Consider the following 25,910-nt stretch of genomic DNA (forward strand, 5'->3'; position numbering starts at 1 on the left):
TGGCGGGGCTTTTCATTTGGCACATGCATTGTACCAATCCGCTATTGCAAGTCACTCGCATCTAGGGCACATCGTGGATCGTACCCAACGGCATTTAAAAGCGAGGTCTCATGTCCCGGCAACACGCTCCTTCCTCCACAACCCTGAACACTATTGCAGCATTGGCAGCCTCGCCTCGGATTGAAGCGCTTGGGCCGATTGCCGGCCGCTTCATTCATGCTCTTCGGTTGATTGCGCTGCACGAACGGATGGGCCGCGATCCGGTGCCGGAATTGGCCGTGCGGCTGGGCAGCGTCGAGATTGCTGCCAAGGCGCTGTTTCTTGCCCAGACCATCTCGGTAAGCTGGCCCGAGAATATCCATGTGTCGCGGTTCTGCTGCCGCTTGCTCAGCCATGACGAGGCGACGATCGGCGACTTTGTTGATGCCGCAGCACATGGCGAACGTGCAGCGTTCGAAGACGCGCTGAGCGGCCTCATCCGCTCCGACCGGATGCATCGCCTATGGGAAGGGGCTTTGGCTCTGGCGGCAGCGGAATTGCGCGCTGTGTGAGTGCTTGCGGGCAAGCCGCGCGCGTTCTACCGGTCGCGGCATGATGATCACGCGTTTCGCTCCCTCACCCACAGGCCGACTTCATGTCGGCAACATCCGCACCGCACTGCATAACTGGATGCTTGCCCGGAAAAGTGGCGGGCGCTTCATCCTGCGGATTGACGACACCGATGCGGAAAGAAGCCGGGAGGAATATGTCGACGCGATCCGTGCCGATCTGACATGGCTTGGCCTTGCCTGGGATGCCGAGGAGCGACAGTGCGCGCGGCTTGATCGTTATGAGGCAGCATTCAAGGCCCTTCAGGACGTAGGCCGGATTTATCCCTGTTACGAAAGCGCGCAGGAATTAGAGATCAAGCGCAAGATCGCCTTGGGCCGCGGTCTGCCGCCCATCTATGACCGCGGCGCGCTCAAGCTGACCGATGCCGAGCGGGCGGCGAAGGAAGCCGAAGGCACCCCTGCGCATTGGCGCTTTATGCTTGACCATGCCGAGCCGATTCAATGGGACGATGGTATTCGCGGCGCACAGAAGTTCGATGCTGCCCAGCTTTCAGACCCGGTGATCCGGCGTGCGGACGGATCGTGGCTTTATATGATGCCTAGTGCCGTTGACGACATCGATATGGGCGTGACACAAGTGCTGCGCGGCGAGGATCATGTTTCCAACACCGCCGTTCAGATTCAGATATTTACCGCGCTTTTTGCTGCGGGCTTCGCTGCAGCAGAAGGCGCAGCAAAGGCACTCCCCGCTTTTGCGCATGAGGCCCTTCTGGTGGGCCGCGAGGGCAAGCTTTCAAAGCGGCTCGGCTCGCTGGGTTGCGATGCGTTTCGCGAGCGCGGGATTGAGCCCGAAGCGATTGTCGCTTTGCTTGCGCGGCTCGGCACCTCGCAGCCCGTCGAACCGATCGCAGACCGCGATGCGCTGATCGCCAGCTTTGATCTATCCACCTTTGGGCGGGCGCCGGCAAAATTTGATGAAGAGGATCTCGAAAGGCTCAACGCAGGGATCGTGCATCAACTTCCATTTGATGCTGTCGCACCCCGCTTGCCGCAGGGCATGGATGAAGCCGGCTGGCACGCAATCCGCCCCAACCTCGTGCACATCGGCGAAGCAGGCGATTGGTGGCAGCTCGTCACCGGACCGATTACGCAGCCAGAGTTCAGCGATGACGACAAGGCGTTCCTTGCCCAGGCGGCGAGCGTGCTGGTGTGGGGCGAAAATCCGTGGCGCACGCTCACCGACGCGCTGAAGGAGGCGACGGGCCGAAAGGGCAAGGGCCTGTTCCTGCCCCTGCGCCAAGGGCTGACAGGCATGGATCACGGCCCTGACATGAGCGAACTTTTGCCGTTAATCGGTGAGAGCGAGACCCGCGCGAGGTTGTCACGGGCGGCGGCTTAACGCGGCTTCGCGCAGATGCCGGCTAATTGCCTTCAAATGGTGATTGGAGCGCGCGTCAGCCACCGGCGTTCACCCAGCCACAGCAGGCCGGTCAACAGCAGCCATCCGACAAAATAGGGCCACGCGGTGCCGCGCCGGTCCGACATTTCCCGCACGCTTGAGGCGCTTTGCTCAGCCGCCCAGCGAACTGTCGCCTCGCTCACGGCGCTAGCGCGCGATACGGCCAGCGCGCCTTCGGGCAGAACGATAAAGGCGAACTGTTGCGGACCATCACGGCCGGGCTGCACGATCCGGTAAACGCCTGGGCCTGAAGGCCAATAGGCCGCGCATCCGCGTGTGCCGGTCAGGGGATCGAGGATGAGGGCAACCTCTGCGGCATCCGGGCCGACAACCCGGGCCGATTGGTTGATACCGCAAATCGCCATCCGTTCGCCAGCTATGGGAAGTGCCGGCACAGCGGGGCGGAACGTGTCGTCCGGTCGTGATACCGCGCTCACCGTGTCGCTCCACCATTGATAGTAACGTTCGGCCTGACCATTCAGAACGAGGGCGAAACTGTTCGCCACTGTCCACAACGCTGTCCGTCCTTGCCCGCGTTGCTGCCAGCCGGACAGCATAGCGCCGTCCGCATCGGTGATGACAGGAACAAAGGCAGGGCCGGTTCGCACAATCCATCGTTCCAGTTCGGGCGCGGGATCGTCAATAGTATTGATCGCGGCGGGCGCATCTGGCGATCCGGGCCCTCGCAGCGACGCAAGCGCGTCGGCATCGAGGGCGAGCGGGGGAAGTGCGACCGGTTCGATATCGGTTCCGCCGGTGACGGTCATGCCCAGCGAGCGCCACGTGCCACGCCCGCCCGCATCGGCCGGTGCGGTCATCCTGATGACGACCCCTAGGCCTCCGGAGACGGCATCGGCCAGTGCGGCGCGCGAGCCGCTCCCCAGCATCGCAAGCGAGCGGTCGTCAATAATCACCACATCGGTCTCGCGCAGTGTGCCCGCATCAAGGCTCACAGCGTCGCTTCCCAGATTGATGCCGTCGCCTGCATCGAGCTGGCTTTGCAGCGCGATTTCCGAATCTTCGGCCCAACGGCGCAGATACTTCAATTCGGGCGAGGGCGCGCCAATCAGCAGGGCGCGCAAGGGACGTTGCGCAAGCGTTCGTAGCGGCACCGGCGTGTCCGAAATGATGGCGCGATTTTGCCCACGCAGCCGCAAGGTAAATGTGGCCAAGCCCGGTGCGCGCGCCGTTCCACCCATCGCAAAGGTACCGTCCGCCCCGATAACGCGGCGGTCCACCTGACGTCCGGCCGGATCGAGCAGTTCGGCAGATCCGCCTAGCAGTCCTTTGACTTCGCCTGCCACGGTAAAGAACGACCCCGCCGGCGTATCTGCTGGCGGGTCCATTCGGACCAGACCCGTCGGGTCGGGCATAACGGAGAAGTCGACTGGCAGGCCTGCGGCTGCATCACGGTCGCGATCGGTAAGGCCGCGCCCCAGAATACGGATGCGCTGGATCCTGTCGTGGCGGCGTATTGCCGTGGCCAGATCGGGCATCCGCTCGGCGCCGACGGAGGACGGTGCTTCGGGCAGGGCGACCAGTCTTTCACCGGTTCTGGCTTGAACATTAGCCGGGGCTTCGGCGGTCAAAACCACAAGCGTCTCCCCGCCGACCGGCAGGCGCAACGGGAACAGCGTGAGATAAAGCAGCAGGCCGCTCGCCAGCGTCAAAGCCGCCAGCAGGCCTGCGCGCCAGTCCCGTTGCCGCCACACTATCCGGACGGCTGCCACAAGCGCGCCCATCGCAATCAGCACTGTGGCCAGGGTTTCAGGCGCAATCATTTAGCGAAGCCCCTGCACGTAGCGGCGGCCCAGCGCGCCGCCATCTGGGCGCCGTTTCACCTGTACCGGGGGCCGGGTCAGCACAGTCCAGAGCTGGCTGCGAAGCGCGCTGCGCAAGGTGCGGGAAGCGGGTTGGCTGCGCAGCGCGTCAATCGCCGCAAGCACAGCCAGCGGGTCGTGGATACGGCCACTATTGGCGCGCACCCATTGTTCAAGTCCGCCCAGATCAATGGTTTGCGGGGTCGAGAGTGTCCGCCAAGCTGTGGCCGGGACAGCGTCTTCAATGGCAAAGGGCGTCAAGGTCGCGCCGCCCCCGACAATCCCTTCGCGCTTGCCCGCCATCCGCCGCGCCATGTCGATCGGGGGTTGGGTGGAGCCGATCCGGGGGAGATAGATGCGGCTGGCTTGCTGCACTTTCTTGATGAATTCGAGCGCCGTCACTTCAAACGGTAGCGCCGCTTCTGGCCTGCCCGAGCGCAGGTTGAGTTCCGCTTCCCACATGGCATCGAGCGCGCTTTTGAGCAGCGCGCGCGTGTCCGGATCGAGCAGAGTCGCCGCCTCGCTTTCGTCATGCACATGGCCGTATTCTGCCGTGATATTGCCGAGGCTTCCAAAGACCGGTGATTCCGGAGCGGCCCCGTGATCGTGGCCATCGCCATCATAATGTTCGTCTTCAGGCGGCGCGTTGGACGAGTCTTTGTCGGACACCGGCATCGGCGGCCGCCGCGGGCCTTCTTCCGCCTCCATCCCCACGAATTGCCCATAGCGCAGGCGCAGCAACCGCTGGTCGACCCCGATGGTGTCGGACCGCACCATAAATTCGTCGGTGCTCAGGCTGGCCCGTCCACGGATCAGGGCTTCGGTGTCGATGATGACCTGGCGCTGGCTGCGGAAATAGGCGGGCATGGTCTGCTTCGCCAACAATTCCATCCCATCGGCTGTCTGCGGCACGGGCGCGGGCACGCGCAGGATAACACCCGGTCCACGCATGACTTGGGGGCCGGGCGACCGTGTGTCCGCCACCGTCAGTTGCGCCACCAGATCGCTCCCGGGTTGAAGTCCGAAGCCAGCGAGATCGAGATCGACCACAAACCGTTTGCGCTTGGGATCACCTGTCCCGGTCACTGTCCGGGTGCGCTCGGTGAAGCTGACATTCTCGCCTTGACCGATTGCGGTGGTGAGCGTGAGGCGGGCCATGGGATCGACGACGTAATCGTCACGCGCCTCGAATACGACGCGCCAACGACGCTGTCCGGTCTGCATTGTCACAAGCCCGGATGCGGGCTCGATCACCTGAACCTGCGGCGGTTCGTCCGTGATGGGCTCGAGACGGTGGGATGTCTGCGTGGTTCGCACGCCTTGCGCGGTGATGTGGTACAAGGACGGAATGTCGAGCCTGATCGCACCGCTCCACCCCTCGTCGCTCAGGGTCAGCGGAAGCGTCTGCCCGCCGACAAGTTGCAGCGCGGCGGACCGGGCTTGCGGCTCAAAAGCGAGGGTCCACTCGATCCGCGAACCCATTGGGGCCCGGACATCAAGGCTCTGGACATAGCGCGCCGGCAGACCGGTATAGGCGGGTGGCACGATCCTGACGCGCTGACCGGCAAGCTGCGGCTGACCGGGCGCGGCGGCGTCTGTTTGCGTGGGCGGCGCAAGCGGCGGCGCGGAGGCTTGTGCGGGCCACAAGGCGACGGCAGCGAGCGCGACTGCGCCAAGCCCCCAGGCAGCAGCAATACTGCGCGGCGTCCAGCCATCGGCAAGCGTAGAGGGGTCAATCTCCGCGATGCGTGATGCGATCCGGCCAGCCTGCAGGCGCGCAACCGGGGCGAGTTCGCTATCGGCAAATACCAGATCTGCGCTGTCTTCCAATTGCGCCTCGCGCGCGTTCAATCGGCGGACTAGCCAGCTCCGGTCATACCGGTCTGCGATATGCCGCACGGCCACGGCCATTGCGACCCCGCCGATCAGCAGCACCGCCCCGGCCACGGTGAGGCCGACGAGCCGCCAGCCCAGCGCCGTGAGCACGAGGATAGCTGGGCTCCACACCAGGGCGGCATTGATGCCGGCACGCCTGCGCGCCGGAGCCAGCCACACGGCCGGGTTGAATTCCTGACTCACGCGGCAAATCTCCGCCGCCTGGTCGCCAGCAGGCGCTCTGCGAGGAAAACGAGGGCAATCACAACGCCGAGCCATGGCGAAAGGCTGCGCGGGGGAAGCGGGAAAGGCGCCATGCCGGTCGTCGGCGCAAAGGCAGCCGAGGCGACGCGCACAGGTGGCGGCGGTGGCGGCATGACGACGTCCCGCAGGCGTTCGGCAAACTCAGCGTCGAGCAGTTCCGGCATCTCGGCGGGAACAAGCGCCCGATTGAACCGCAACAAGCGTCCTGCACCCATTGGCCCGCCTTCTACCAGTGTGTCGCCCGACTGGCTGCGCCAAACCGCTGCTGTCGTCGCGGGCATGGCAATTCCGGCGTCATTGGCAAGCAGGGCGGTTCCTCCAGCCAGGACCCAGTCGACAACCGCCTCGGGCACCCGGCCTGGCGCAAGCCAGATGAGGACGTGGTCGCGCAGCGGCAATTCGCGGCGCGTGCTTGCGTCAAATCGTGGCGGATCGCGCCACGCGCCTGCCGCTGCCCGAAAGTATCGCACCGCCCCGTCGCTGGCTGCGGCATAGCGCACCGCCAAAGACGGGCCTTCGGTAGCGACGGGATCATCCTTGCGCTCAATCCCATCGACGATCCGCCATGTGACCTCGCGGGTCAGCCGCAGCGGTTCGGCATCAATGCCGACCAGGACCGGCGGAACAAGGATTGTCAGTGGCGCATCTGGCGCGAGCTCGGCGTCGAACTGGCGGATCAGGCTAGACAATTGCGTGGGCTGGGGCGGCGGCGTTTCTAGCGTAGGGAAACCCAGGGCGATCCAGCGCAGATCGGCGTCCGGCTCTGTGGCGGCGCGGGCGGCGGCGGGATCGACATCGGGGGCCACTAGCACAACAGCGTCCTCGTCATGCCACCCCAGAACGGCCGGCTGCGCCAGCAGCAGCGCCAGCAGTGCGATCAGCAGCAGCCTGAGTGCGAGCAACAACAGCTCGTCCCAGCGCAGCTTGCTGCGTGGCCGGGGCAAGGCATCGAGCCAGCGCAGCGCGGCAAAATCGACGGGGACTTCTTCTGTGCGCCTCCGAAGGTGGATCAGCAGCGGAACGATCAACGCAGCAAGTGCGGCAAGTCCGAGCGGGGCTAACAGCAAGGGTGTCACGTGGGCTCTGCCCCGCGCCCGAACAAGGCGTGCAGTGGGCGGTCGATCGGTTCGTCGAGGACATAAGCTGCATGACGGATGCCCGCCTTGTCCAGCCGCTCGTCAAGCGCAGCCCGCGCTGCGGCAAACCGGCTGAGGAAGGTCGCGCGCAAGGCCGCGCCGTCGCTGACCAGTTCAGCGCCGCTTTCCTGATCGCGAAACCGGAAGCCGCCATTGAACGGGAAATCGCGCTCTTCGACGGTCAATAGCTGGATCGCCAGAACTTCGCGCCCTGCCTTCGCCAGCCGCTCTATCAGCGCAATGCCGCCTTCGTCGAAGCCATCGCTGACAAACAGCACAAGATCATGCCGCCCGATCCGCTCCCACAGCGGAGCAAGGGTGGCATCGTCCGGAAAGGTGCCCACCGCCTCCAGACGGCTGAGTTCAACTTGCATCCGGCCAGCCTGCGCCCGGCCTGCGTGTGGGTCGGCCAAGCCGAGCGCGGTTTCTTGCAGCACCATCCAGCCGAACCGGTCGCCTTGTGCCATCGCAAGTTCAGCCATGCACAGGCAGAGCAGTCTCGCAGCATCGAAGCGCGACCAATTGGGCGTTGCACGGTCGGCCTGCGCCATCGAGGCGCTGGCATCCAGCAACATCCACACCGCGACCGGGCTGTCTTCCTCGGCCTCTCGCACAAAGAATTTGTCAGAACGGGCGAACAGCTTCCAGTCGATACGGCGCAGTTCGTCACCGGGCTCGTAGGCGCGGTACTGCGCGAATTCGAGGCCCGCGCCCTTGCTGCGGCTGGCGTGCATTCCAAAGCCGCTGGTGCCCGATCGGCGCCGGGGGGTGAGCGAAAGCCGCTTCAACCGGCCCCTGATTTCGGGCGGGATGCTTAGCGGCGCGCGCATCAGGCGATCAGGCAGTCGGGGGAGGGATGTGGGCGAGCAGCGCGGCGACCACGTCATCCGCGCTTTTGCCTTCGGCTTCGGCCGCGAAGGACAGCAGCAGGCGGTGACGCATCACCGGCGCAGCCAGCGCGGAAATATCGTCGCGCGTCGCGGCGAAGCGTCCGTGGAGCAAGGCGCGGGCCTTGGCGCAAAGAACCAGTGCCTGACCAGCGCGCGGCCCAGCGCCCCAGCGCACATAGGACTCGACCTCGGACGGGGCAGCAGCGTCGCCGGGACGGGTAGCGCGCACCAGCGTTGTAATCCAGCCGAGCAGATCGTCGCTGAGATAGACCTCGCGCACATGGCGCTGCAGGGCGAGGACGTCCTCGGCTCCCATCACGCGTGGCACCACGCCCGCGGCGCTGCCGGTGGTGAGCGAAAGAATGTCGCGTTCCTCGCTTGCAGTCGGATAGCCGACCCGCACCAGCAGCAAGAAGCGGTCAAGCTGCGCCTCGGGCAGGGGATAGGTGCCCGCCTGTTCCAGCGGGTTCTGTGTTGCCAGAACGAAGAACGGCTTGGGCAGCTGGTAGGTTTGGCCGCCATAGCTGACCGTCTTTTCCTGCATGGCTTCAAGCAGGGCGGCCTGCGTCTTGGGCGGCGTGCGGTTGAGTTCGTCAGCCAGCAGCAGGTTGGTGAACACCGGTCCCTTCTGGAAACGGAAGGACCGGTGGCCAGTGCCGTGGTCTTCCTCCAGCAATTCCGTGCCGAGAATATCGCTTGGCATGAGGTCAGGCGTGAACTGCACCCGCCGGAAGTCGAGCGCCAGTGCTTCGCCCAGCGTGCGGACCAGCAATGTCTTGCCAAGGCCCGGCACGCCCTCAAGCAGGCAATGACCGCCGGCCAGCAGCCCGATCAGCAATTGATCGACGACCTCGGTCTGGCCCACGATTGCGGTCGCAATCGCGCGCTTCAGATCACCGAGCCTGGCCGTTTGCTGCTCAACGCCATCTGCGCTTAGGGGAGCCTGTTGTGACACGAAGTTGAACCTCTCAATTGGTGAGCGCGTACATCACGATGTTGACCCCGAACCGGGTGTTGTCCTCCGCAAGGAAGCGTTTGTTGCGCCAGTCGTAGTCCCATTCGCACCCGTAATCCTTGTTGCTGTACAACAGGCCGAGGCGGTCGTTGATGGTGATGCCCTTCAGATAATCGTGCACAATGTCGTCGCCCCAGCCGTTAAGCTCGAAACTGGTGGCGGGAGGGCCGTCAAACTTGAAAAAGCTGGTGTAGAGCGCGTGGCTATTGGGCAGTTTGCGAAGCGCGTCGGCCCCGAAGATGCGCGTCATCTGCGCTTCGAAAGATTTGGCAAACAGCCCATCGATGTCGTGGTTACAATCATCGACGAACACAAAACCGCCATTGCGGACATAGCGTTCAAAGTTGCGCCGTTCAGCGTCCGAAAATTCTACCGCCTTGTGTCCCGCAAGGTAGCAGAATGGTGCGGAAAGCATCTTTGGGTCGCCGAGGTCCACGATCCGTTCCTCGGGATCGACCCGCAAGGTGGTGTAATCGATCAGGGATGTGAGCAGGTTTGCCGGCATCCGTTGGTCAACATCCCAATCACCTGAATTGTATTTGAGCCGGGTGAACCAGAAGTCGTAGCCACCCGCTGCGTGGCCAGCTCGCTGCGCGGCGGACAGTCCACCGGGCGCCATCGCTCCGGCAAGGCCGACGCCCAATAATCGCAAAAACTCGGCGCGGGTCATGGCCATCATCTGTCCCTGAACCCGCTCCTGCTGTGGTGATGCGTCAGACCGCGTCCGATAGCGAGGTGAAGGTGAAATCGCGCACCTTCATCGGTGGCACCATGATCGAGCCATCCTCGACCCGAACGGAGCGGCCCAACTCTTCAATGTTGTTGAGCATGATGACGGGGCTTTCGTTGAAGCGAAAGTTCTTGATCGGATACATCAGCTGCCCGTTCTCGATATAGAACGTCCCGTCGCGGGTAAGGCCCGTCAGCAACACGGTCTGCGGATCAACCATGCGAATGTACCAGGTGCGGGTCACCAGGATGCCGCGTTCGGTCCCGGCAATCAGCTCGGCGGTCGACTTGGTGCCGCCCTCCATGATGGTGTTGCCCCAGCCTGCCGTTTCGGGCTTGCCTTGCTTGTTTGCCCAATAACGCGAGTACTGAAGGTTGGCGACTTTACCTGCATCGATGATTTTGGTCCGCTCACGCGGTAGGCCGTCGCCGTCCCATGGTAGGGTCGGCACGGTCGGATCCCAGGGATCGGTGTAGATGTTGACGCGCGGATCCATGATCTGCTCGCCGATCTTGTTGCCACCGCCTTGCTTGCTGAGGAAGCTGCGGCCTTCGTCGGCCGAACGCGCATCGAAGAAGTTCATCATGAAGCTGATGAGGCCGGACGCAGCCGCAGGCTCCAGAATGACAGTGTATTTTCCAGGTTCGAGCGCTCTAGCATCGGCCGATGCGGCGGCCTTTCGCATCGCTATCTGGATATCAGTTTGCGCGTCAAACTGCGCCACGTCCTTGACGTTGCTGGCAACCCAACCCGAACCGCGCCCATCCTCTGTCCGGACAGTGCAGGTGTAATCTGCAACGGTCGAACGCTGATAGCCGAAATTGCCGTTGGAATTGGCGTGGGCAAAGAAGGTCTGCCCATCTTCGAGAAAGCCCGCCGCAATCAGTTTGCGTTCGCGGCATGGCAGGATCGAAGCTTCGGCAATCTTGGCGCGGGCTTCTGCGGTCAGTGCGGCTGTCGCTTCGCTGAAGGTGTCGGTCGGCCGGTAGGTCTGCTTGCCAACGGCCGGCGTGAATTCCGGGTTTTCCGGCGCCAGCTTAGCCAGATCCTCTGCCCGTCGCACGACCCGTTCCAGCGAGGCATCGTCAAACTGGTTGATGGTGGCCGTGCCGACCCGTTTGCCAAAGGCTACCTGCACGCCCAATTCGATGTCATCGACAATCCCCGAAGTTGAGATGTCATTGCGTGCGAATCGGACGTTGCCGGTGAGCCCGCCGCCCAATTGCGCGATGGTCTCGTCCGCCGTCGATAAGGCGATCACCTTGTCGAGAATCGCCTTGGCCTGCGCTTCTGAAAGAATGCTCATTATTGCTTCTCCTGCGCGCCGCTTAGCCCAGCGACCGGGCGGTGTTGATAACGTTGATCCCGTCGAAGCGGGTGGTCGACGAACCGTGGCTCACGGCTGAAACCTGGCTCGGCTGGCCCTTGCCATCGAAGAACGAGCCGAACATGCGATAATCGCTTTCGTCGCAGATGGCCGAGCACGCTCCCCAGAACTCGGGCGTGCGCATCTGGTAGGCGACATCCTCGATCATCGGGCCCAGCTTGCCGTTCTTGATCTCGTAGAACACCGTCCCGCCGAACTGTGCGTTGTAACGCTGCTGGTCGATCGAGAAGGAGCCGCGGCCGGCGATATAAATGCCATTTTCGACTCCTGCGATCATGTCGGTCGGGCTCATCGTGGTCTTGCCCGGCGCAAGGCTGACGTTCGCCATGCGCTGGAACTGCACGCTGGACCAACTGTCAGCATAGCAGCAACCGTCTGACGCATCCTTGCCGACGATATGCGCCTGATCGCGGATTGTCTGGTAATCGACCAGCGTGCCATCCTTGACCAGATCCCAGCGCTTGGTCTTCACGCCTTCATCGTCATAGCCGACCGCGCCGAGCGATCCGGTTTGGGTCTTGTCCGCGAACAGGTTCACGATCTCGCTGCCGTATTTGAAGTTCGCGTCGCGCTTGTCGAGCGTGGCGAAGCTGGTGCCGGCGTAATTGGCCTCGTACCCGAGAACACGGTCAAGTTCGAGCGGGTGGCCAACCGATTCATGGATGGTTAGGCCAAGGTGGTTGGGATCGAGCACAAGGTCGTATTTGCCCGGTTTGACCGAGGGTGCCTTCAGTTTGGCCTGCGCATCCTTCGCCGCCGCGATTGCGTCTTCCTTCATGTCGTAGGACTTGCCGTAGGTGGTCAGTCCGTTTGACAGCACGAACTTGTCTTGGGCCGCGCCGTCCATGTATTCCCAGCCCAATCCCATGGGCGCAGACAGCCCTTCGCGCGACCGGAACTTGCCCGTCGATTGGTCCACCGCGGTCACGGTCAGCGGGGCCCAGATGCGGTGCACGTCCTGATCGATGTAGGAGCCGTCGGTCGAGGCGAAATATTTCTGTTCGTTGACGAGGAACAGCAGCGAATTCACGAAACTGGCACCTGCGTTCAACGCCGCATCGTTGACCGACATCAGCAGATCGACCTTGTCTGCGATCGGCACGTCCATCGCGTTCTTCTTGATCGGAGTGCGCCAGCTGACCTCGCCGACACCCGGCGTCGGCGCCAGTTGGACGGGCGCGGTCTGGATGCGGGCATTGGCTTTGGCAATCGCAGTTGCCTGCCGTGCTGCCGCAGCGACCGCGTCCTCGGTCATCTCGTTGGTCGCAGCAAAGCCCCACGACCCATCGGCGATGACCCGCACTCCGGTACCGGTGCTTTCGGTGTTGACGATGTTCTCAACATTACGTTCGCGGGTAATGACGAACTGGCGCAGATAGCGGCCCACGCGCACATCGCAATAACTTGCGCCCGCCGCTGTCGCCGCGGCCAGCGCGGCATCGGCAAGACGCTTTTTGACCGCGAGTTCGATGCCATTTTGCAGCTGGTCAGCCGCAATCGCCTTGCCGAAAAGCGCTGGGGTCAGCGCGACACCTGTGAAGAAGGTGCTGAGCGCCAGAAAATCGCGTCTTTCCACGTGAGAACTCCCCAATACGCCCGATCGCTCCGTCTTGGAAAAAGGGAAGCTTCCTGGCATTTGCGTTTTGAAGCGACAGGTTAATGCCGACAGACCGCATCAGGGTCAAACCGTTTGGACATAGGCGGCAAGAGTTTCCTCGCGTTATCGCTCAGATTTGATGCGCTGTTGGCGATGATGCAAAGATTTGGTTACGATCGGATCATCGCACTGGCGAAACTTGAGAACAGGCGAAGGACAATCGAAATTGACCGCCAATTGCGCAGGTGGCGAGCGTGGTGCCGCGCCGTTCGCCGTGCTCGGATCGACCCCCGTTGGCCCACGATCTGTGCAATGCAAAAGCCGTGCACTGGCATGCAGGATCTTTGTCTCTTTGCCGGCGACTTCCCGATGGATTTCGGCGCTAACCCCTGCAAAAGGGCCGTCCCATGCAGAATGCTACGTTGACAGACGCGGTCCGGCGCTACCAGTATTTGACCGGAACGATCATGCCAGCGCTGGCAAAGTCCAATAAAACCGCATGGCCGGTGCGCAATGATCACTGTTTCCAAAGGATTATCCTGGATGCCATCTGCAATGGTGTCTGGTATCAGCATATTGCAAAGCCAGCTTACAGGCATCTGACCGTTACGCAGGCGCTGCAGGCGGTGCAACTGTGCGAGGATATCATAGCGGGCCGTGCCAATCTTGCAGAACTGAACCAGCAATCGCTCGCATGGCGCGGCAAGTTGCGGGCCGGCTCACATCGAAAGAAAGACACATGACACGCCAAGCCCGGATCGAATTGCGCGATCTTTGTATTCCGGCTTCAATCGGGACTTACGGGCCGGACGACGTCGTCCCCGATGCCCATGTTCTTGACCTTGATCTCACCATCGCTCCTGATCTGGTACAGGTCGCGTCCGACGGCATGGCTCATGTGTTCGATTACGATCCGTTGGTTGCGCAGATTGCGGTGATCGCCCGCAGCCAGACGTTCGAAACGCAAGAGTACCTGATGACGCTGATCACGCAGGCTTGCGCGGCATATAACGCGATCCTTGCCGTGGAGATTTGCCTCAGAAAAAGCCCTGTTCTGGACGGTACCGGTACACTCGGGGTGAGATTGATCCTTGAAGCTGACGATCTGGCATTCCTGCGCGATCAACAGTAGGAGTCGGCCTTGCAGACCGAAAGGATCATCTGCCGGAACCCGTAATATAACCCTGTTCTCTATCTCGTGCGTGCGGGCTTTTGCGCACCAGCGTCTGCAAGTTCGCTGTCAGGCATTGGCTTTCCGACATAATACACTTTCGCATAATCGCACCCGGCCGGCCGGAGATACGCGAGACACGATCCGCCATCCACACGCTCGGCCACTGCCTTGTCGGCAACTGGTTTATGTGACGTATTGGTTCATCGACAGGCGTTGCGTCTGGCAAGGGCAATCCCCGCCAGATTTTGCTGTCGAGGCGTCCAAATCAGACGCCTAGGTCGTCCTGAAGCCGCGCATTCCTCGTATTTGGCGCGGTGATCCGCAGCCGAACTCGAACGGCAGCGGGATGATCCACTGGCTTGCTGAATCACTTCCAACGAATCACCGATCAAATCAAAATCAGGCTCGCCTAAAGATTGCGCAAGCCGGAGTGCTAGCCGAAGAGCGATCCACTCGGCATCGCTGTTTGTGCCAGATCCCAGGTTGTCGAAAAAATGCGTGGCGCCGCCCGCCACAACCGCCGCCTCCATAACACCGGGGTTGGGTCGACAACCGCCGTCGAAGTAGACTTTTAGCCGTCTTTGCTGGGCCAACCGAAAAAATCTCCCTACCCGATCAGACCAACCACAGTAAATTTGAAGCAAACCGATACTGTCGAGGCATGCCGACGAATCAAAGCGAAAATGACGGCTGAGAGATTAAATAAATCTCAGGGGGAAGCTGTTTCTTAGTGATTTCATTAGTCTCACCTAGGCCGTGTTGACAAAAGACTTCAGCATAGGGGAATGGCGGCAATGTTGAGGAAGCTTGCGAACGATAGGACGGTCTTGTCGTAGCGGGTGGCGATCCGGCGCTGCTGCTTGAGCTTTCCGAACATGCGCTCGACGCGGTTGCGGTCCCGGTAGCGTCGATAGTCGGGATGCTCGGGCACCTTGCGGTTCGAACGGGGCGGGATGATCGGCAGGATGCCCCGGACCAGCAAGGTCTCCCGGAAGCGATCACCGTCGTATCCCTTGTCCGCCAGCAGCGCTTTGGGTGCAGCGACCGGGATCTCCATCAGCGGTTCGGCTGCGGTGTGATCGGAGGCCTCGCCGCCGGTCAGGATGAAGCCGAGAGGCAATCCCTGATAGTGTGCTTCGCACGCCTACGGCTCCGCAGCGGGCGTGGATTTTGTTTGTAAAGCCGCCGCGTGATCGACCAAGTGCATTCGCACAAGCCCCCCTTTTCCGCCCGCTGCCGAGACGTGGCCGCGAACGCTGGTGCTGTCGATCATGTGCTGCCAGTCGTCGGTCAGACCAAGATCAACCAGCGTTTGCAGCAGCGCATCCCAGACGCCTTGTTCGGCCCAGCGCCGAAACCGGACATAGACCGAGTTCCACTTGCGGTAGCGCTCGTGCATGTCGCGCCAAGGGCAGCCGACCCGCAGCACGTGGAGCATACCATTGAGAAAGCGCCGATTATCCCCGGCGGGACGCGCCCAGCGTCCCCGCTCAGGCGGCAGCAGCGGCCCGATCAGTTCCCACTCCGCATCCGACAAGTCTCCGCGACCCATGACTGCTCCTCAAAAAGCAGTCTTGGAAGCGAAGCTGTGCAAAGCACAATCAGAACAAAGCGGATTTGGGAATGCCTTCTGTCAACACGGCCTAGTCGCAAATGTTGCAAAGTTTCGACCCGCACAGCAACCTATTGGCCGTTGGCGAATTGTAATTGATGCCCACTTAAGGCAGGATGAGCGTCTGTGGGTGATGTTACGCCGTAACTGGGCGTCAGTCCCTGTTTGAAGATCGGAATTTTTGCTGTGCTAGAAATTGTTCTCCTTGCCATGGTGGCCGCATTTCTCGGCCTGCGCCTCTATTCGGTGCTGGGACGCCGTGCGGAGCAGGAGGAAGAATCTGTGCCGCAGCGCTTCGATTCGGAGGATAAGCCCGCTGGCGTTCGTCCGGCAGTGATGTCGGCCCCGGCCGCCCAGGCGCGCCCGGCCGAATTTGAAAACATGATGCCCGCGGTTGAGCGCGGACTTAAAGAAATCACGTCAGCGGACAGCAGCTTTAATCTTGGCCAATTCCTCGACGGTGCACGCGGCGCTTACCGCATGATCCTCGAAGCCTTCTGGAAGGGCGACCGCGAGACTTTACGCGAATTGTGCGACGATGATGTTTACGCCGGGTTTGAATCGGCCATCGACGCCCGCGAGGCAGCTGGCGAAATGGTCGAAAACAAACTGATCCGGATCGAAGAAACCCGCATCCACTCGGCCTCGCTTGATGGGCGTACAGCGCGCATTGCGCTTTTGTTCGTTGCCGATGTTGCTGCTGTGACCCGCGATAAGGATGGCACGCTGATTGCTGGATCGCTTGATGATGCGATTGAAAGCCGCGACGTGTGGACATTCTCGCGCAACACGGCAGCGCGCGATCCCAACTGGCTGCTCGACGAGACCGACGAAGGCTGATGTACGGGGCCGCGTCCCCGCTGCCCGCGTGATTCTAGCCAAGGAACCTATGATGCGGCTGCTGGTTGGCCTTGCGATCCTTTTGACGTTGAGTGCCTGTGGGCGAGTTGTCCCCCAGACCAGCATCCCGCAACCCGTCGCGACCACGCCACCAATCTCTAATTCCGGTATCTCAACCCCAGTCGCTGCCAATGCGGTGCTTGCCGGCGTGGCGCTGGGCCCGGCCTTTGCCGCGCTATCGGTCATTGATGAAGATGCACGCGGCGCTTTGGCTAGCTTCATCGAGTCCTGTCCGCGGCTGTTGGCGCGCGATGATGCGAGTGGGCTGACCCGTCGTGAAGATTGGCGCAGTGTCTGTGATGCCGCACGCAGCTACCCGCAAACCCGTGCCCGTGCGTTCTTCGCCGAGCAATTCACTCCCGTACAGATCGGCGACGGTCGCGCTTTTGCAACCGGATATTTCGAGCCCGAGATCGCCGGAAGCCGCACCCGTCGCCCCGGCTTTGACGTGCCGGTCTATGCCATGCCGCCCGATCTAATCCGCGCCTGGCCCGATGATGTTCCTGCGTCCGAACGCACAGGCCGGCCCCCGCTGGGCCGCTACGACGAGGCTGGCCGCTTTGTGCTCTATCATGATCGCGCCGCGATCGAGGAGGGCGCATTGAACGGCAAGGCCTCAATCATTGCCTGGGCTGCCGATCCGGTTGAGTTCTTCTTCCTTCAAATTCAGGGGTCAGGGCGCCTGCGTTCGCCCGAAGGCGACGTGATTCGCATCGGCTATGCTGGGCAGAACGGGCGTGAATATATTGGTATCGGCAGCGTGATGCGGGAGCGCGGTTTGCTGGGCGATGGGCCGGGCAAATATTCGGGCTCGATGCAGGGGATCATGGCCTATATTCGGCAAAACCCGCGTGAGGGTCGCGATCTGATGCGGCTCAACAAGAGCTGGATTTTCTTCAATGAATTGAACGGCGATGGCCCACTGGGCGCTCTAGGCGTGCCGGTGCGGCGTGAGGCTTCGGTGGCGGCGGACCCAGCCTATGTACCGCTGGGCGCGCCGGTCTGGCTGGAGCTTGATCGGCCCGAAGCCAATGGCCTGTGGATCGCGCAGGACACTGGCGGCGCGATCAAGGGCGCCAACCGCTTTGACACCTTTTGGGGTGCGGGCGACGAGGCCCGGCTGATCGCAGGCGGGATGAGCGGGCGCGGGCGCGCCTATGTCCTGCTGCCCCGCGCCGCCGCCGCGCGGTTGGGCGCAGGCGTGCGATGAGAACGCCGCGCGGGCTGTCGACCGGAGAACAGGCGGCCTGGGCACATCTGGCTTCAAGCGTGAAGCCGCTGCCGGGAAAGACCCGGCCCAAATCGCCTGCGCTTCCCGTGATTGCGGTGCCAGCCCAACTGGCGGCCGTGCGCAAGGCGCCAATCCTCAAACCCGCCCCTGTTGCCCGGCCACACAAGCCCGTCCCGACGCCGCCACCAGCTCCTCCACCAGCGCCGGGCCTTGATTCCCATTGGGATCGGCGGGTCAAGGCGGGGCGGCTCGATCCTGATCTGACGCTCGATCTTCACGGCCACACGCTCGACACCGCCTACGACCGGATCATGGCCGGGCTCGATCAGGCGCGGATGATGGGCGCGCGGGTTGTGCTGGTGGTCGCAGGGCGCGAGCGGCCCGTCGATCCGGCGGACCGCATGGTCAAACGCGGCGCAATCCGGGCCAAACTGCTCGATTGGCTCGCAGCCAGCCGCCATTCCGATACAATCACGGCCGTGCGCCGCGCCCATAATCGGCATGGGGGCGAAGGCGCGCTCTATCTGATCCTCAAGCGCCGGGCCTGACCCTGTTCGCGCCGCGGTATGGGCGGCGTCCGAGACACATAACGGCATTTGTCATGGCGCTGACAATGCTTGTCAGTGTGCCCGCCTGACACTCTGCGCCATGCCGCAAGTCTGATGGGAACGGACTTGGGGGCTGGCATACAGTGAAACGGACATCTGCATACTGCCTGCGTGCAGCGATGCTGGGGGCATCATTGGTGCTCGCGGCAACTGCCATAGCGACGCCTGTGCTCGCTCAGAGCGAGGTTCAGCCGGACAGCGCAGCCGCCAGGGCTGCGGCCGATGCGGACTTCCGCAGGCTTTCCGTCCAGGTGCCCCAACGTGCCGGCGAGCCGGATTTCGATTTTGCACTGGGCATTGCGGCGCTGGATTCAGGTAGATTTGGCGATGCGATCATCGCCTTCCAGCGCGTGCTTGCTGTTCAGCCGGACAACGCCGCCGCGCGGGCGGAGTTGGCCCGGGCCTTTGCGCTGGCGGGCGATATCGATACCGCGCGCAAACAATTCGCCACCGTGGTCGACGATCCCAGCCTGCCCGATCCGGTGCGACAGCGGTTTACGGGCTTCGTGCGCCAGTTCGACCGGCAGATCGCAGGCGGTGGTTCGGATGTCAGCGGCTTTGCCGATGCGCGGATTGGGTATGATAGCAACATCAACACCGCGACCGAGCTGGATGCAATTGTCATTCCGCTGTTCAGCTTCCTCGGGCCCGGCCAGCTTGGCGGCGCAGCGGTGGCGCAGTCCGACGAATTCTACGACATTACCGCCGGCATCTCCGGCGTGACAGCGATTGGGCGGCAGGATCGCCTGTTCGCTTCGGTGCTAGGCAATTGGCGCGACAATCTCGATACGTCGATGTTCGATCAGGCCGCGCTGACCGGGACGACGGGGTACGCTCACAGTTTCGCCAATGATGACGTGATCTCGCTGTCGGGACTGGTGCAGCAATTCTGGCTCGATGATACGGGCTTCCGGACGTCCTACGGGGTCACGACGCAGTACACCAAGCCGCTGGCGGGCGGAAAGGCCCTGACGGTTTCGGGCCAGTGGAACCGGCTCGATTTCAACGGCGATCCGCTGCGCGATGCGGATCGCTTTTCGGTGGGGGCGGGTTTCGTTGGCAAATTTTTCGCCGCGAACATCAATGGCGGTACCGAGGAAACCCGGCGCCAAGCAGGTGATCACCTCTCGTTCGATTTCGTCGGGGTCAATCTGGGCGCTGAAGTGCCGCTGGCACGGACGCTCGCGGTGGTTGGCGGGATCGGCTTTGATCTGCGCCGTTACGATGCGCCCGACCCGCTGTTCCTAATCAAGCGCGCAGACGAACGGCTCGACCTGTCGGCAGGATTGAAGGTCGCGATCACGGATCGTCTCTTTCTCCAGCCCACTGCCACCTATTCGCGCAACTGGAGCAATATCGCGTTGTTCGATTTCGAGCGCTGGACCGCCTCGATCGGCGTGCGCTTCGAATTTTGATCGGTATCCGGGGAGGCCACCACATGACTGCTATCCTGACCATTTCGCTCGCGAAATCCTTCGCCCGTTCCGCCCGCCTGCTGCTGGTCGGCGCCTCCGGCCTTGCGCTGAGCGCGCCACTGGCCGCCAACCAGCTGCTGTTCACCACCAGCGATGCGCAGCCTGCGACCGGCCAGCGGATCGATCAACGCGCCGGCTTGACCCAGGTGGCGCTGACCGGCGGAGGCACGGTTTCCATCGTCGATGCGGCGGAATATCGGCTTAACGAGGATGGCTCGATCGACCTGTACCAAGGCACAATCACCGTCACATCGGGCTCGACCGGCGAAGTGCTGGTGCGGATGCCCGAAGGGCTTGAAGGCCGCGTGACAGGCTTGGGAGCCGCAGGCAATTTCACGGTGCGCAAGACGGGTGAGGCGAGCGGTCATGTGCTGACCGGCGCTTTGCAGATCGGCCGTGTCGGCACGCTGGAGCGCTTTGCCACAGGCGAAATGTGGCGTGCGCGTGGGCAGGATGGGCCGCGCCGCGTGATTGCCAATGAAGCGATCGTCCAGCCTGCCGCACTGGTTGCCGGCGGCCCTGCACAACCGGGCCGCGTGGTGCCGATAGGTGGCGCCGCTGGCCCTGTTGCGGCTGCGCTCAACGGCATCCCCACAGGGTTCGGCGATCAGCTTGCCACGGCAGGTGCGTCGAGCGACATCATCGCTGCGGCCCGGCGCATTGAGGCTGTCGTCGGTAATCCTGCGGTCGATACCTTTCCCAGCGGTGATCTTGCGCTGCTGGTCGGCGCCGCCGCGCAGATCGAAAACAGCTACGGCGGGACGCCCTTTCCGCAAGCGCAGGCCGATATCATCCGCGCCTATCTGCGGTTTCTGGCCGGCGGCGGCTCGGGCAACGATTTCGTGGGCGCCTATAGCGGCTTTGTCGCCAGCTACCTCGATCTCATCCGTGCAGGCGGATTGCCGAGCGGTTTTGCTTCGGCCGGTCCGGACGACATCGACGCCTATCTCGCCTACATTCGCCGCACTGGCGCGCTCGCCGATCTGGCAGCGCGTGACCGGGCGTTAGCCGGTGCGTATCTCGCTTTTCTCGCCAGCGGCGGTAACCGCGATGCCTTTTCGCTGTCCTTTACCGATCTGACCACCGCCTATTTCGCCTTTGTGCAAGGTGGAGGCGATCCCGTGGCATTCACCGGAGCAAGCCAGGCGGCGCTTTCGCAGACGATTGCTTTCCTCCGCGATAGCGGGCTGGTGGTGCAATTGGGCGCAGCTGATCGCGCGCTGGCCGAAGCCTTCCTCGCCAATGGCGGGTTGGCCTTCGCGGCGCAGTACGAGACCGCTCTGGGTGATTACTTTGCCTTCCTCGCCACCGGCCGCCGCCCGAGCGCGTACACCACGATCGATCAGGCCACCTTGCGGGCCTATCTCGAAACGCTGGCCAACGCTGGCTTGCTCCAGATCGTGCTGGGCGATCAGGCGGGCTTTTATGCTGACTACCTCGCGTTTTTGCGCGCAGGCGGCCAGGTCGATGGTTTTGCGGGCCTACCTGCCAATGTATTTGCTGGTTATACCGCGCAGCTCGATGCCTATTTCGCCTTCCTTTCCAACGGCGGGCGGCCATCGCAATTCAGCGGGACCGACATCGCCGTGCTACAGGCGTGGTTGGTGGAATTGCAGGCGGCCGGCGCGCTTGATCGCTTCCTCGGGGACCGGGCTGCGTTCTTTTCCGCCTATGCGAACTTCGTGGCCGGGGGCGGCAGCTTTGATGGCTTTGCCGGACTGCCTGCCAACGTGTTTGCGGGCTTCGCTGTCGACCTGAGGGCGTTTTTCGACTTCCTGAACGCAGGCGGCGTGCCATCGGGTTATACCCTGCTGACGCCCGACCAGATCCGCAGCTACATCGCTGCGCTGGAAGCGGCAGGCGCAACATCGCGCTTCCTTGGCGACCAAGCGGCCTTCTATCGCGAATATGCGGTATATCTGGCGAGCGGCGCCAACCCCGATCTGTTCGCCGGGCTGCCCGTCCCACCCGATTTCCCCGCTTTTGCCGATGCGCTCAACGCCTATGCGCTGTTCCTGCAAGGGGGAGGCTTGCCGTCTGATTACACGGCGCAAGATCTGGCGAAGTTGCGAGGCTTCATTGACGCGGTGACGGGATCGGGCCAGCTTGCGACGTTGCTGGGCGCCAATGCCGACCTGCTGACGCGCTATTTCGCCTTCCTTTCGGCGGGCGGCACGCCGGACGGGTTCACAGGCTTGCCGATCTATGGCGATTACGTCGCGGCATTGAACGCCTATTTCGCTTTCCTTGCCGGGGGAGGACTCCCGAGCGGTTACACGGTGCTCGATCAGGCCACCGTCGAGGCCTATCTAGCCGCGCTGAGCGCAATTCAGGGTGGGCTTGGCGCTATCGCGGAGCTTGACCCGTTCTTCGTTGACTACTTCATCTACATCGCGGGCGGCGGCAATCCCGATCAGTTCGCGGGCCTGCCGGGCAATGCCGGGGGCGGGAACACCGGCGGCAATCCGGGCGGTACTTCGACCCAGCTAGCGGGCGTGAACGCCTGGGTGTTCAGCACAGACGCTTTGTTCATTAACACTGCGGCCGATGTCGACGTGGATGAAGAGGGCCGGATTGCCAGCGTCACGTTGAATAGCGTAGCGGGCAACCAGACCTTCAATTTTGACCCTGATTCGAGCACTTTGCGCGAATTTGGGCGGATTGGCGACGCTGTCGCTTGGAGCCGCTATCTTGTCGGTGAGGTGGGCAATCGACCGAATGTCAGCCAGAACGTGCTGATCGGGACACCGGCTACCAATCTGCCGGGCACAGGCACGATCAATTATCAGTTGGTCGGCGGGACAGCGCCCAGCAACCGGTCAGGCGCCCTTGGCTCAACGGCTTATTTTACCGGCAATCTGGCGGTCGCATTTCGATCAGTGCCCCTCATCGGTCTTGATTTCGATGTGTTGAGCGGCACCGAAGGGTACCGCGTTGCGACCGAAGGGGGGGCCGCCGATCCGGCGCGGGGCGGCATTGCCCTGCGGGCAGATGGTACGTTCGAAAATCAGAACATGCCGCTGACCGCGCTTACGCCTACGGCTTGCAACGGTTTCTGCCAGGCGCAGGTGTTCGGCGGTGCCTTCGGTGACGGCGGCGAGGCAGTGGGCTTTACCTACAATATCTTCGATCAGGCGACGGCCAATGCGATCCAGGGGATCGCGGTTTTCGGAAAATCGGGTGATGCGCTGGCGGGTCTTGGAACTGTGCCGCCTGTTATCACGCCCCCTGTCGTCAGCCCCCCAGCGCCGACGGGCACGCCATTGATCCTTGCCAATCAATCGCCGTTCACGGCCACCACCGGTATCAACTACAACCTGCGCGCACCGACAATCGGTCTGAACGGTTTCAGCGCCGACGGGGTGGTTTTTAACAGCGATGGCGCGATCACTGCGATCCTCGAAAGCTTCCGCCCGCGCAGCATCGGCACAGCCAATGCCGTTGACGTGTCGACCAATGCCCGATTTGCCATCGGTCGCTGGACCAACGGCATTTATGTTTCGGCAAATCAATCTGAAAACACGACCTTGTCTGTCACGCAGGGCCTGCATTATCTGTTTGCCGGGCCCACCACGAGCGGCTTCGCCATCCCGACAACTGGCCGCATCGATTACGATCTGATTGCGGCCACCGCGCCGACGATTGCCGACGGATCGCTTGCTCCGGGACAGTTCCAGGCCGATATGGCGGTGCTGTTTGGCACAACCAATCGCGTGGCGATGGAAGGCAGCATCACCTTGCCAAAAGCTGGTGGTGATTTCGTCTACGCTTTCGCGACGCAGGGCGGCATGGCCAATGCCGAGCAAAGCACATCAGAGTTCCGCGTAACGCAGGGACGCAATGTCAATTTCAGTATTCTTGGCGATGGCATCGCCACCAGCGACAACAGCTGTAACGCCAGTTGCACGATCCAGTTTGCAGGATATTTTGCCGGCGCTGATCTCAATCAGCTGGGCCTGACGTATAACGCGACGGGCTTGAGCAATCCCAAGAATATCAGTGGCGCGGCGATCTTTGGCAATGGCACGCTCACCGGCCCGCCCGTCAGTGCGGTGACCGGCAATCGGTTAAGCGCAACCGTCACCACGGACGTGTTCGTCAGCCAAGGCAATCTCTTGTCGCTCGATTACAGAACGGCCAATCCGGGCCGCACCAATTCACTCGACACCGTGCAGATCACGCCCGGCAGCTTTGGCTACAAGACCAATGCCGATGGCCAGGTGATCGAAATTGGCGGCAACAACGGTTGGTTCGATAGAATCGCGCCTGTGGCGACAAACATTGCCGCAGCGAGCAATACCGATATTGGTCGCACCACATCGGGCGCGGTGCGCTGGTCGCGCTGGAGCAATGGCGCGGTCGTCCCCAGCCGGTTTGGCCCGCCCCCACCCTTCGGTGTAAGCGCCAACGGCGGATATCATATCATAATCGGCACGCCCTCCACCGACCTCCCGGCCAGCGGGCGAGTGGATTACACGCTCGTCGGGGGCACAAGGCCTACGGCCGTCGATGGCAGTGTGGCGCCGGGCGTGCTCACGGCGGGCTCGGCCGCAGTGCAGTTTGGCACAAGCCCCAAGGTCGGCATATCGCTTGGCTTCGATTACAATTCGAACAGCTATCTGGCGCAGACCACGGGCGGCATTGCGAACCTTGCCACTAGCGAATTGTCACTGGTCAATGGCGGTTTCACGGGCCGCTCGGCCAATGGCAGCGTGACCGGCGGTCCCTGTGCCGGGGCGTGTTCCGTCGAATGGACGGGCTTTCTGGCCGGGGCCGGCGGCACCGAACTTGGCGTCCAGTACGACATTCGCTTTGCCACAGACATCGCTGTCATCGGCACAGCAGCATTCCGCGCAACGGCCCCTGCCACACAGCCTTCGACCAACCCCTATGCCCGCAGCGCGGGCGGCGGGGTCGTTGCGATCGCTCCCAGCGGCGGCGCGATTGCGGGAATCGACATGAACCGTTGGGGCGGAACAGGCAGTGCCTCATCGCATGCCGGCCCGGTGACGATGGGCGGGCCGGACCTTGCGCTGCTCCCGCCGGGATTGGCTTCGGGCGAGGGCACGGGGCACGGCTATGGGTTGGCGCGGCAGGAAACCATCCGACTGGCCGAACATCTGATGGGCGGCATGATCACGTTTGATCGCCGCGCGATGGAGGGCCGCTGACGCAACTTAACAGCACTTGTCATGCCGATGACAGTGCATGTGTGTGGCTGCGCAAGGCCACCAGCGGCATCATTGCACCATTGATGGCAATGGGGAGATTGACAATGACGAAGACGAATTTTCGCCCGCTCGCGGTAACGTTTCTGGCCTCGGGGGCGCTGATTGCAGCGCCGGTGCAGGCCAACGATGGCCAAGATGCGGTCAAACTGGCCACCTGTACCGAAAGCCTTGGCGCGATCGCGGTGGTTGAAGGGGATACCCAGGGGTGGTCCGAGTTCGGGCTCGGTAGTCCTCGCGAATTGATCAATTCGCTGGCGCTCGAATCCGGCTGCTTTACGCCGCACAGCCCGGCCAGCGGCGAAGCGGCGGATTTCCTGCTGAACGTGGTTGCGGGCGACAGCGAGGAAGTCGACCAATCGATCGAGGTCGCCAAGTCTGCGGCAATGCAGGGGTTGGTGAGTTCGGGCGCGGCAGGCTCGCTGCTCAGCAGCGTTCCCGGCGCTGGCGCTGTGCTCGGCATGTTCGGCGGTTTGGGCGGAAAGAAAAAACGCCTTGCCGCCGGGATCAAGTTGCTTAGCCCATCCAGCGGGCAGACGATCGCCACCGGACAAGGTATGGTCAAGAAAAGCACATTGAGCTTTGGCGGTGCAGGCGCGTGGAATGCCGGTGCTGCTGCGGCGGGCTACGGCTCGAGCAAGGACGGCAAGATGCTGGTCGAGGCGTTTGTGATCGCTTTCAATCAGCTGGTCGCGCAGAAAGCCACCATCGCTGCCGCTCCGACCTATGGCGGCAGCGCCAGCAGTGACATGGCAACCGTCGCGGCGGCCACGGCGATGCTCGAAATGCCGTCAGCAAGCGCCAAGGTGCTGCGCAACCTGCGGGTGGGCACCACGCTGACCCCGACCGGCAAGCGCGAAGGATTGTTCATCGAAGCGCGGGACAATTTCGGTACGTTGGGCTGGGTGTCGGTCGAAAGCATTAACTGAGCTGACAGCCTGTCCCACCTACTGCCACC

The 25,910-nt window shown here is 62.6% G+C and carries 19 protein-coding genes and 1 pseudogene; 10 read left to right on the forward strand and 10 right to left on the reverse strand.

Annotated features, from left to right (window positions below):
• The first annotated feature begins 161 nt into the window (after positions 1-161).
• A complete protein-coding gene (locus tag ACRANW_RS04140) occupies positions 162-551 on the forward strand; it encodes a DNA-directed RNA polymerase subunit beta' (RefSeq protein ID WP_479433276.1) in 390 nt (129 codons plus the stop codon).
• 40 nt (positions 552-591) lie between these two features.
• Positions 592-1,950: a glutamate--tRNA ligase gene (gene gltX / locus ACRANW_RS04145; protein WP_479433277.1), complete on the forward strand. Its 1,359-nt coding sequence runs from the start codon at positions 592-594 to the stop codon at positions 1,948-1,950.
• A gap of 32 nt (positions 1,951-1,982) precedes the next feature.
• Here gltX and ACRANW_RS04150 read toward each other — a convergent pair whose 3' ends face one another.
• Genes ACRANW_RS04150 through ACRANW_RS04185 form a run of 8 tightly spaced genes read right to left on the reverse strand, consistent with a single transcriptional unit; the run spans position 1,983 to position 12,703 of the window.
• Positions 1,983-3,791 carry a carboxypeptidase regulatory-like domain-containing protein gene (locus ACRANW_RS04150; RefSeq protein WP_479433278.1) on the reverse strand — a complete coding sequence of 603 codons (1,809 nt, stop codon included), beginning with the start codon at positions 3,789-3,791 and terminating at the stop codon, positions 1,983-1,985.
• Positions 3,792-5,909, reverse strand: coding sequence for a DUF4175 domain-containing protein (locus ACRANW_RS04155; RefSeq protein ID WP_479433279.1), 2,118 nt, complete (start codon positions 5,907-5,909; stop codon positions 3,792-3,794).
• Positions 5,906-7,045 carry a BatA domain-containing protein gene (locus ACRANW_RS04160; protein WP_479433280.1) on the reverse strand — a complete coding sequence of 380 codons (1,140 nt, stop codon included), beginning with the start codon at positions 7,043-7,045 and terminating at the stop codon, positions 5,906-5,908. The genes ACRANW_RS04155 and ACRANW_RS04160 overlap by 4 nt, the downstream gene beginning before the upstream one ends.
• Complete coding sequence (locus tag ACRANW_RS04165) at positions 7,042-7,935, reverse strand: DUF58 domain-containing protein (RefSeq protein ID WP_479433281.1); 894 nt, start codon at positions 7,933-7,935, stop codon at positions 7,042-7,044. The genes ACRANW_RS04160 and ACRANW_RS04165 overlap by 4 nt, the downstream gene beginning before the upstream one ends.
• A 7-nt stretch (positions 7,936-7,942) precedes the next feature.
• On the reverse strand, positions 7,943-8,950 hold the full coding sequence (locus tag ACRANW_RS04170; protein WP_479433282.1) for an AAA family ATPase: 1,008 nt from the start codon (positions 8,948-8,950) through the stop codon (positions 7,943-7,945).
• A 13-nt stretch (positions 8,951-8,963) separates the two neighbouring features.
• Entirely contained in the window at positions 8,964-9,689 is a 726-nt protein-coding gene (locus ACRANW_RS04175; RefSeq protein WP_479433283.1) for a DUF4159 domain-containing protein, read from the reverse strand.
• Between the two features lie 34 nt (positions 9,690-9,723).
• Complete coding sequence (locus ACRANW_RS04180) at positions 9,724-11,046, reverse strand: TldD/PmbA family protein (RefSeq protein WP_479433284.1); 1,323 nt, start codon at positions 11,044-11,046, stop codon at positions 9,724-9,726.
• A gap of 22 nt (positions 11,047-11,068) precedes the next feature.
• Positions 11,069-12,703: a TldD/PmbA family protein gene (locus ACRANW_RS04185; protein WP_479433285.1), complete on the reverse strand. Its 1,635-nt coding sequence runs from the start codon at positions 12,701-12,703 to the stop codon at positions 11,069-11,071.
• Between the two features lie 443 nt (positions 12,704-13,146).
• Between ACRANW_RS04185 and ACRANW_RS04190 the strand changes: the two genes are divergently transcribed.
• Positions 13,147-13,467, forward strand: coding sequence for a GCN5-related N-acetyltransferase (locus ACRANW_RS04190; RefSeq protein WP_479433286.1), 321 nt, complete (start codon positions 13,147-13,149; stop codon positions 13,465-13,467).
• Positions 13,464-13,856, forward strand: coding sequence for a dihydroneopterin aldolase (locus tag ACRANW_RS04195; protein WP_479433287.1), 393 nt, complete (start codon positions 13,464-13,466; stop codon positions 13,854-13,856). The genes ACRANW_RS04190 and ACRANW_RS04195 overlap by 4 nt, the downstream gene beginning before the upstream one ends.
• Positions 13,857-14,098: 242 nt before the next feature.
• On the opposite strand, the gene ACRANW_RS04200 is transcribed toward ACRANW_RS04195, so the two are convergent.
• Together ACRANW_RS04200 and ACRANW_RS04205 are read right to left on the reverse strand one after the other, a co-directional pair.
• Positions 14,099-14,428, reverse strand: coding sequence for a reverse transcriptase-like protein (locus ACRANW_RS04200; protein ID WP_479433864.1), 330 nt, complete (start codon positions 14,426-14,428; stop codon positions 14,099-14,101).
• A gap of 242 nt (positions 14,429-14,670) precedes the next feature.
• A pseudogene (locus tag ACRANW_RS04205) lies at positions 14,671-15,450 on the reverse strand (IS5 family transposase).
• Positions 15,451-15,696: 246 nt separating this feature from the next.
• On the opposite strand from ACRANW_RS04205, the gene ACRANW_RS04210 reads away from it, so the two are divergent.
• From ACRANW_RS04210 to ACRANW_RS04235, 6 genes are all read left to right on the forward strand, one after another.
• Entirely contained in the window at positions 15,697-16,350 is a 654-nt protein-coding gene (locus tag ACRANW_RS04210) for a Tim44/TimA family putative adaptor protein (RefSeq protein WP_479433865.1), read from the forward strand.
• Positions 16,351-16,399: 49 nt separating this feature from the next.
• Positions 16,400-17,620 (forward strand): murein transglycosylase A, encoded by a 1,221-nt coding sequence (gene mltA, locus ACRANW_RS04215; protein ID WP_479433288.1) that lies wholly within the window; start codon positions 16,400-16,402, stop codon positions 17,618-17,620.
• Entirely contained in the window at positions 17,617-18,189 is a 573-nt protein-coding gene (locus ACRANW_RS04220; protein ID WP_479433289.1) for a Smr/MutS family protein, read from the forward strand. Before mltA ends, ACRANW_RS04220 begins: the two co-directional genes overlap by 4 nt.
• Before the next feature lie 143 nt (positions 18,190-18,332).
• Positions 18,333-19,664, forward strand: a complete 1,332-nt coding sequence (locus ACRANW_RS04225) for a tetratricopeptide repeat protein (RefSeq protein ID WP_479433290.1) — start codon at positions 18,333-18,335, stop codon at positions 19,662-19,664.
• Between the two features lie 23 nt (positions 19,665-19,687).
• Entirely contained in the window at positions 19,688-24,895 is a 5,208-nt protein-coding gene (locus tag ACRANW_RS04230; protein ID WP_479433291.1) for a hypothetical protein, read from the forward strand.
• Positions 24,896-24,999: 104 nt separating this feature from the next.
• Entirely contained in the window at positions 25,000-25,881 is an 882-nt protein-coding gene (locus ACRANW_RS04235; RefSeq protein WP_479433292.1) for an SH3 domain-containing protein, read from the forward strand.
• Positions 25,882-25,910 lie beyond the last annotated feature (29 nt).

The organism is Erythrobacter sp. 'gip.4 top 5' (assembly GCF_056495765.1).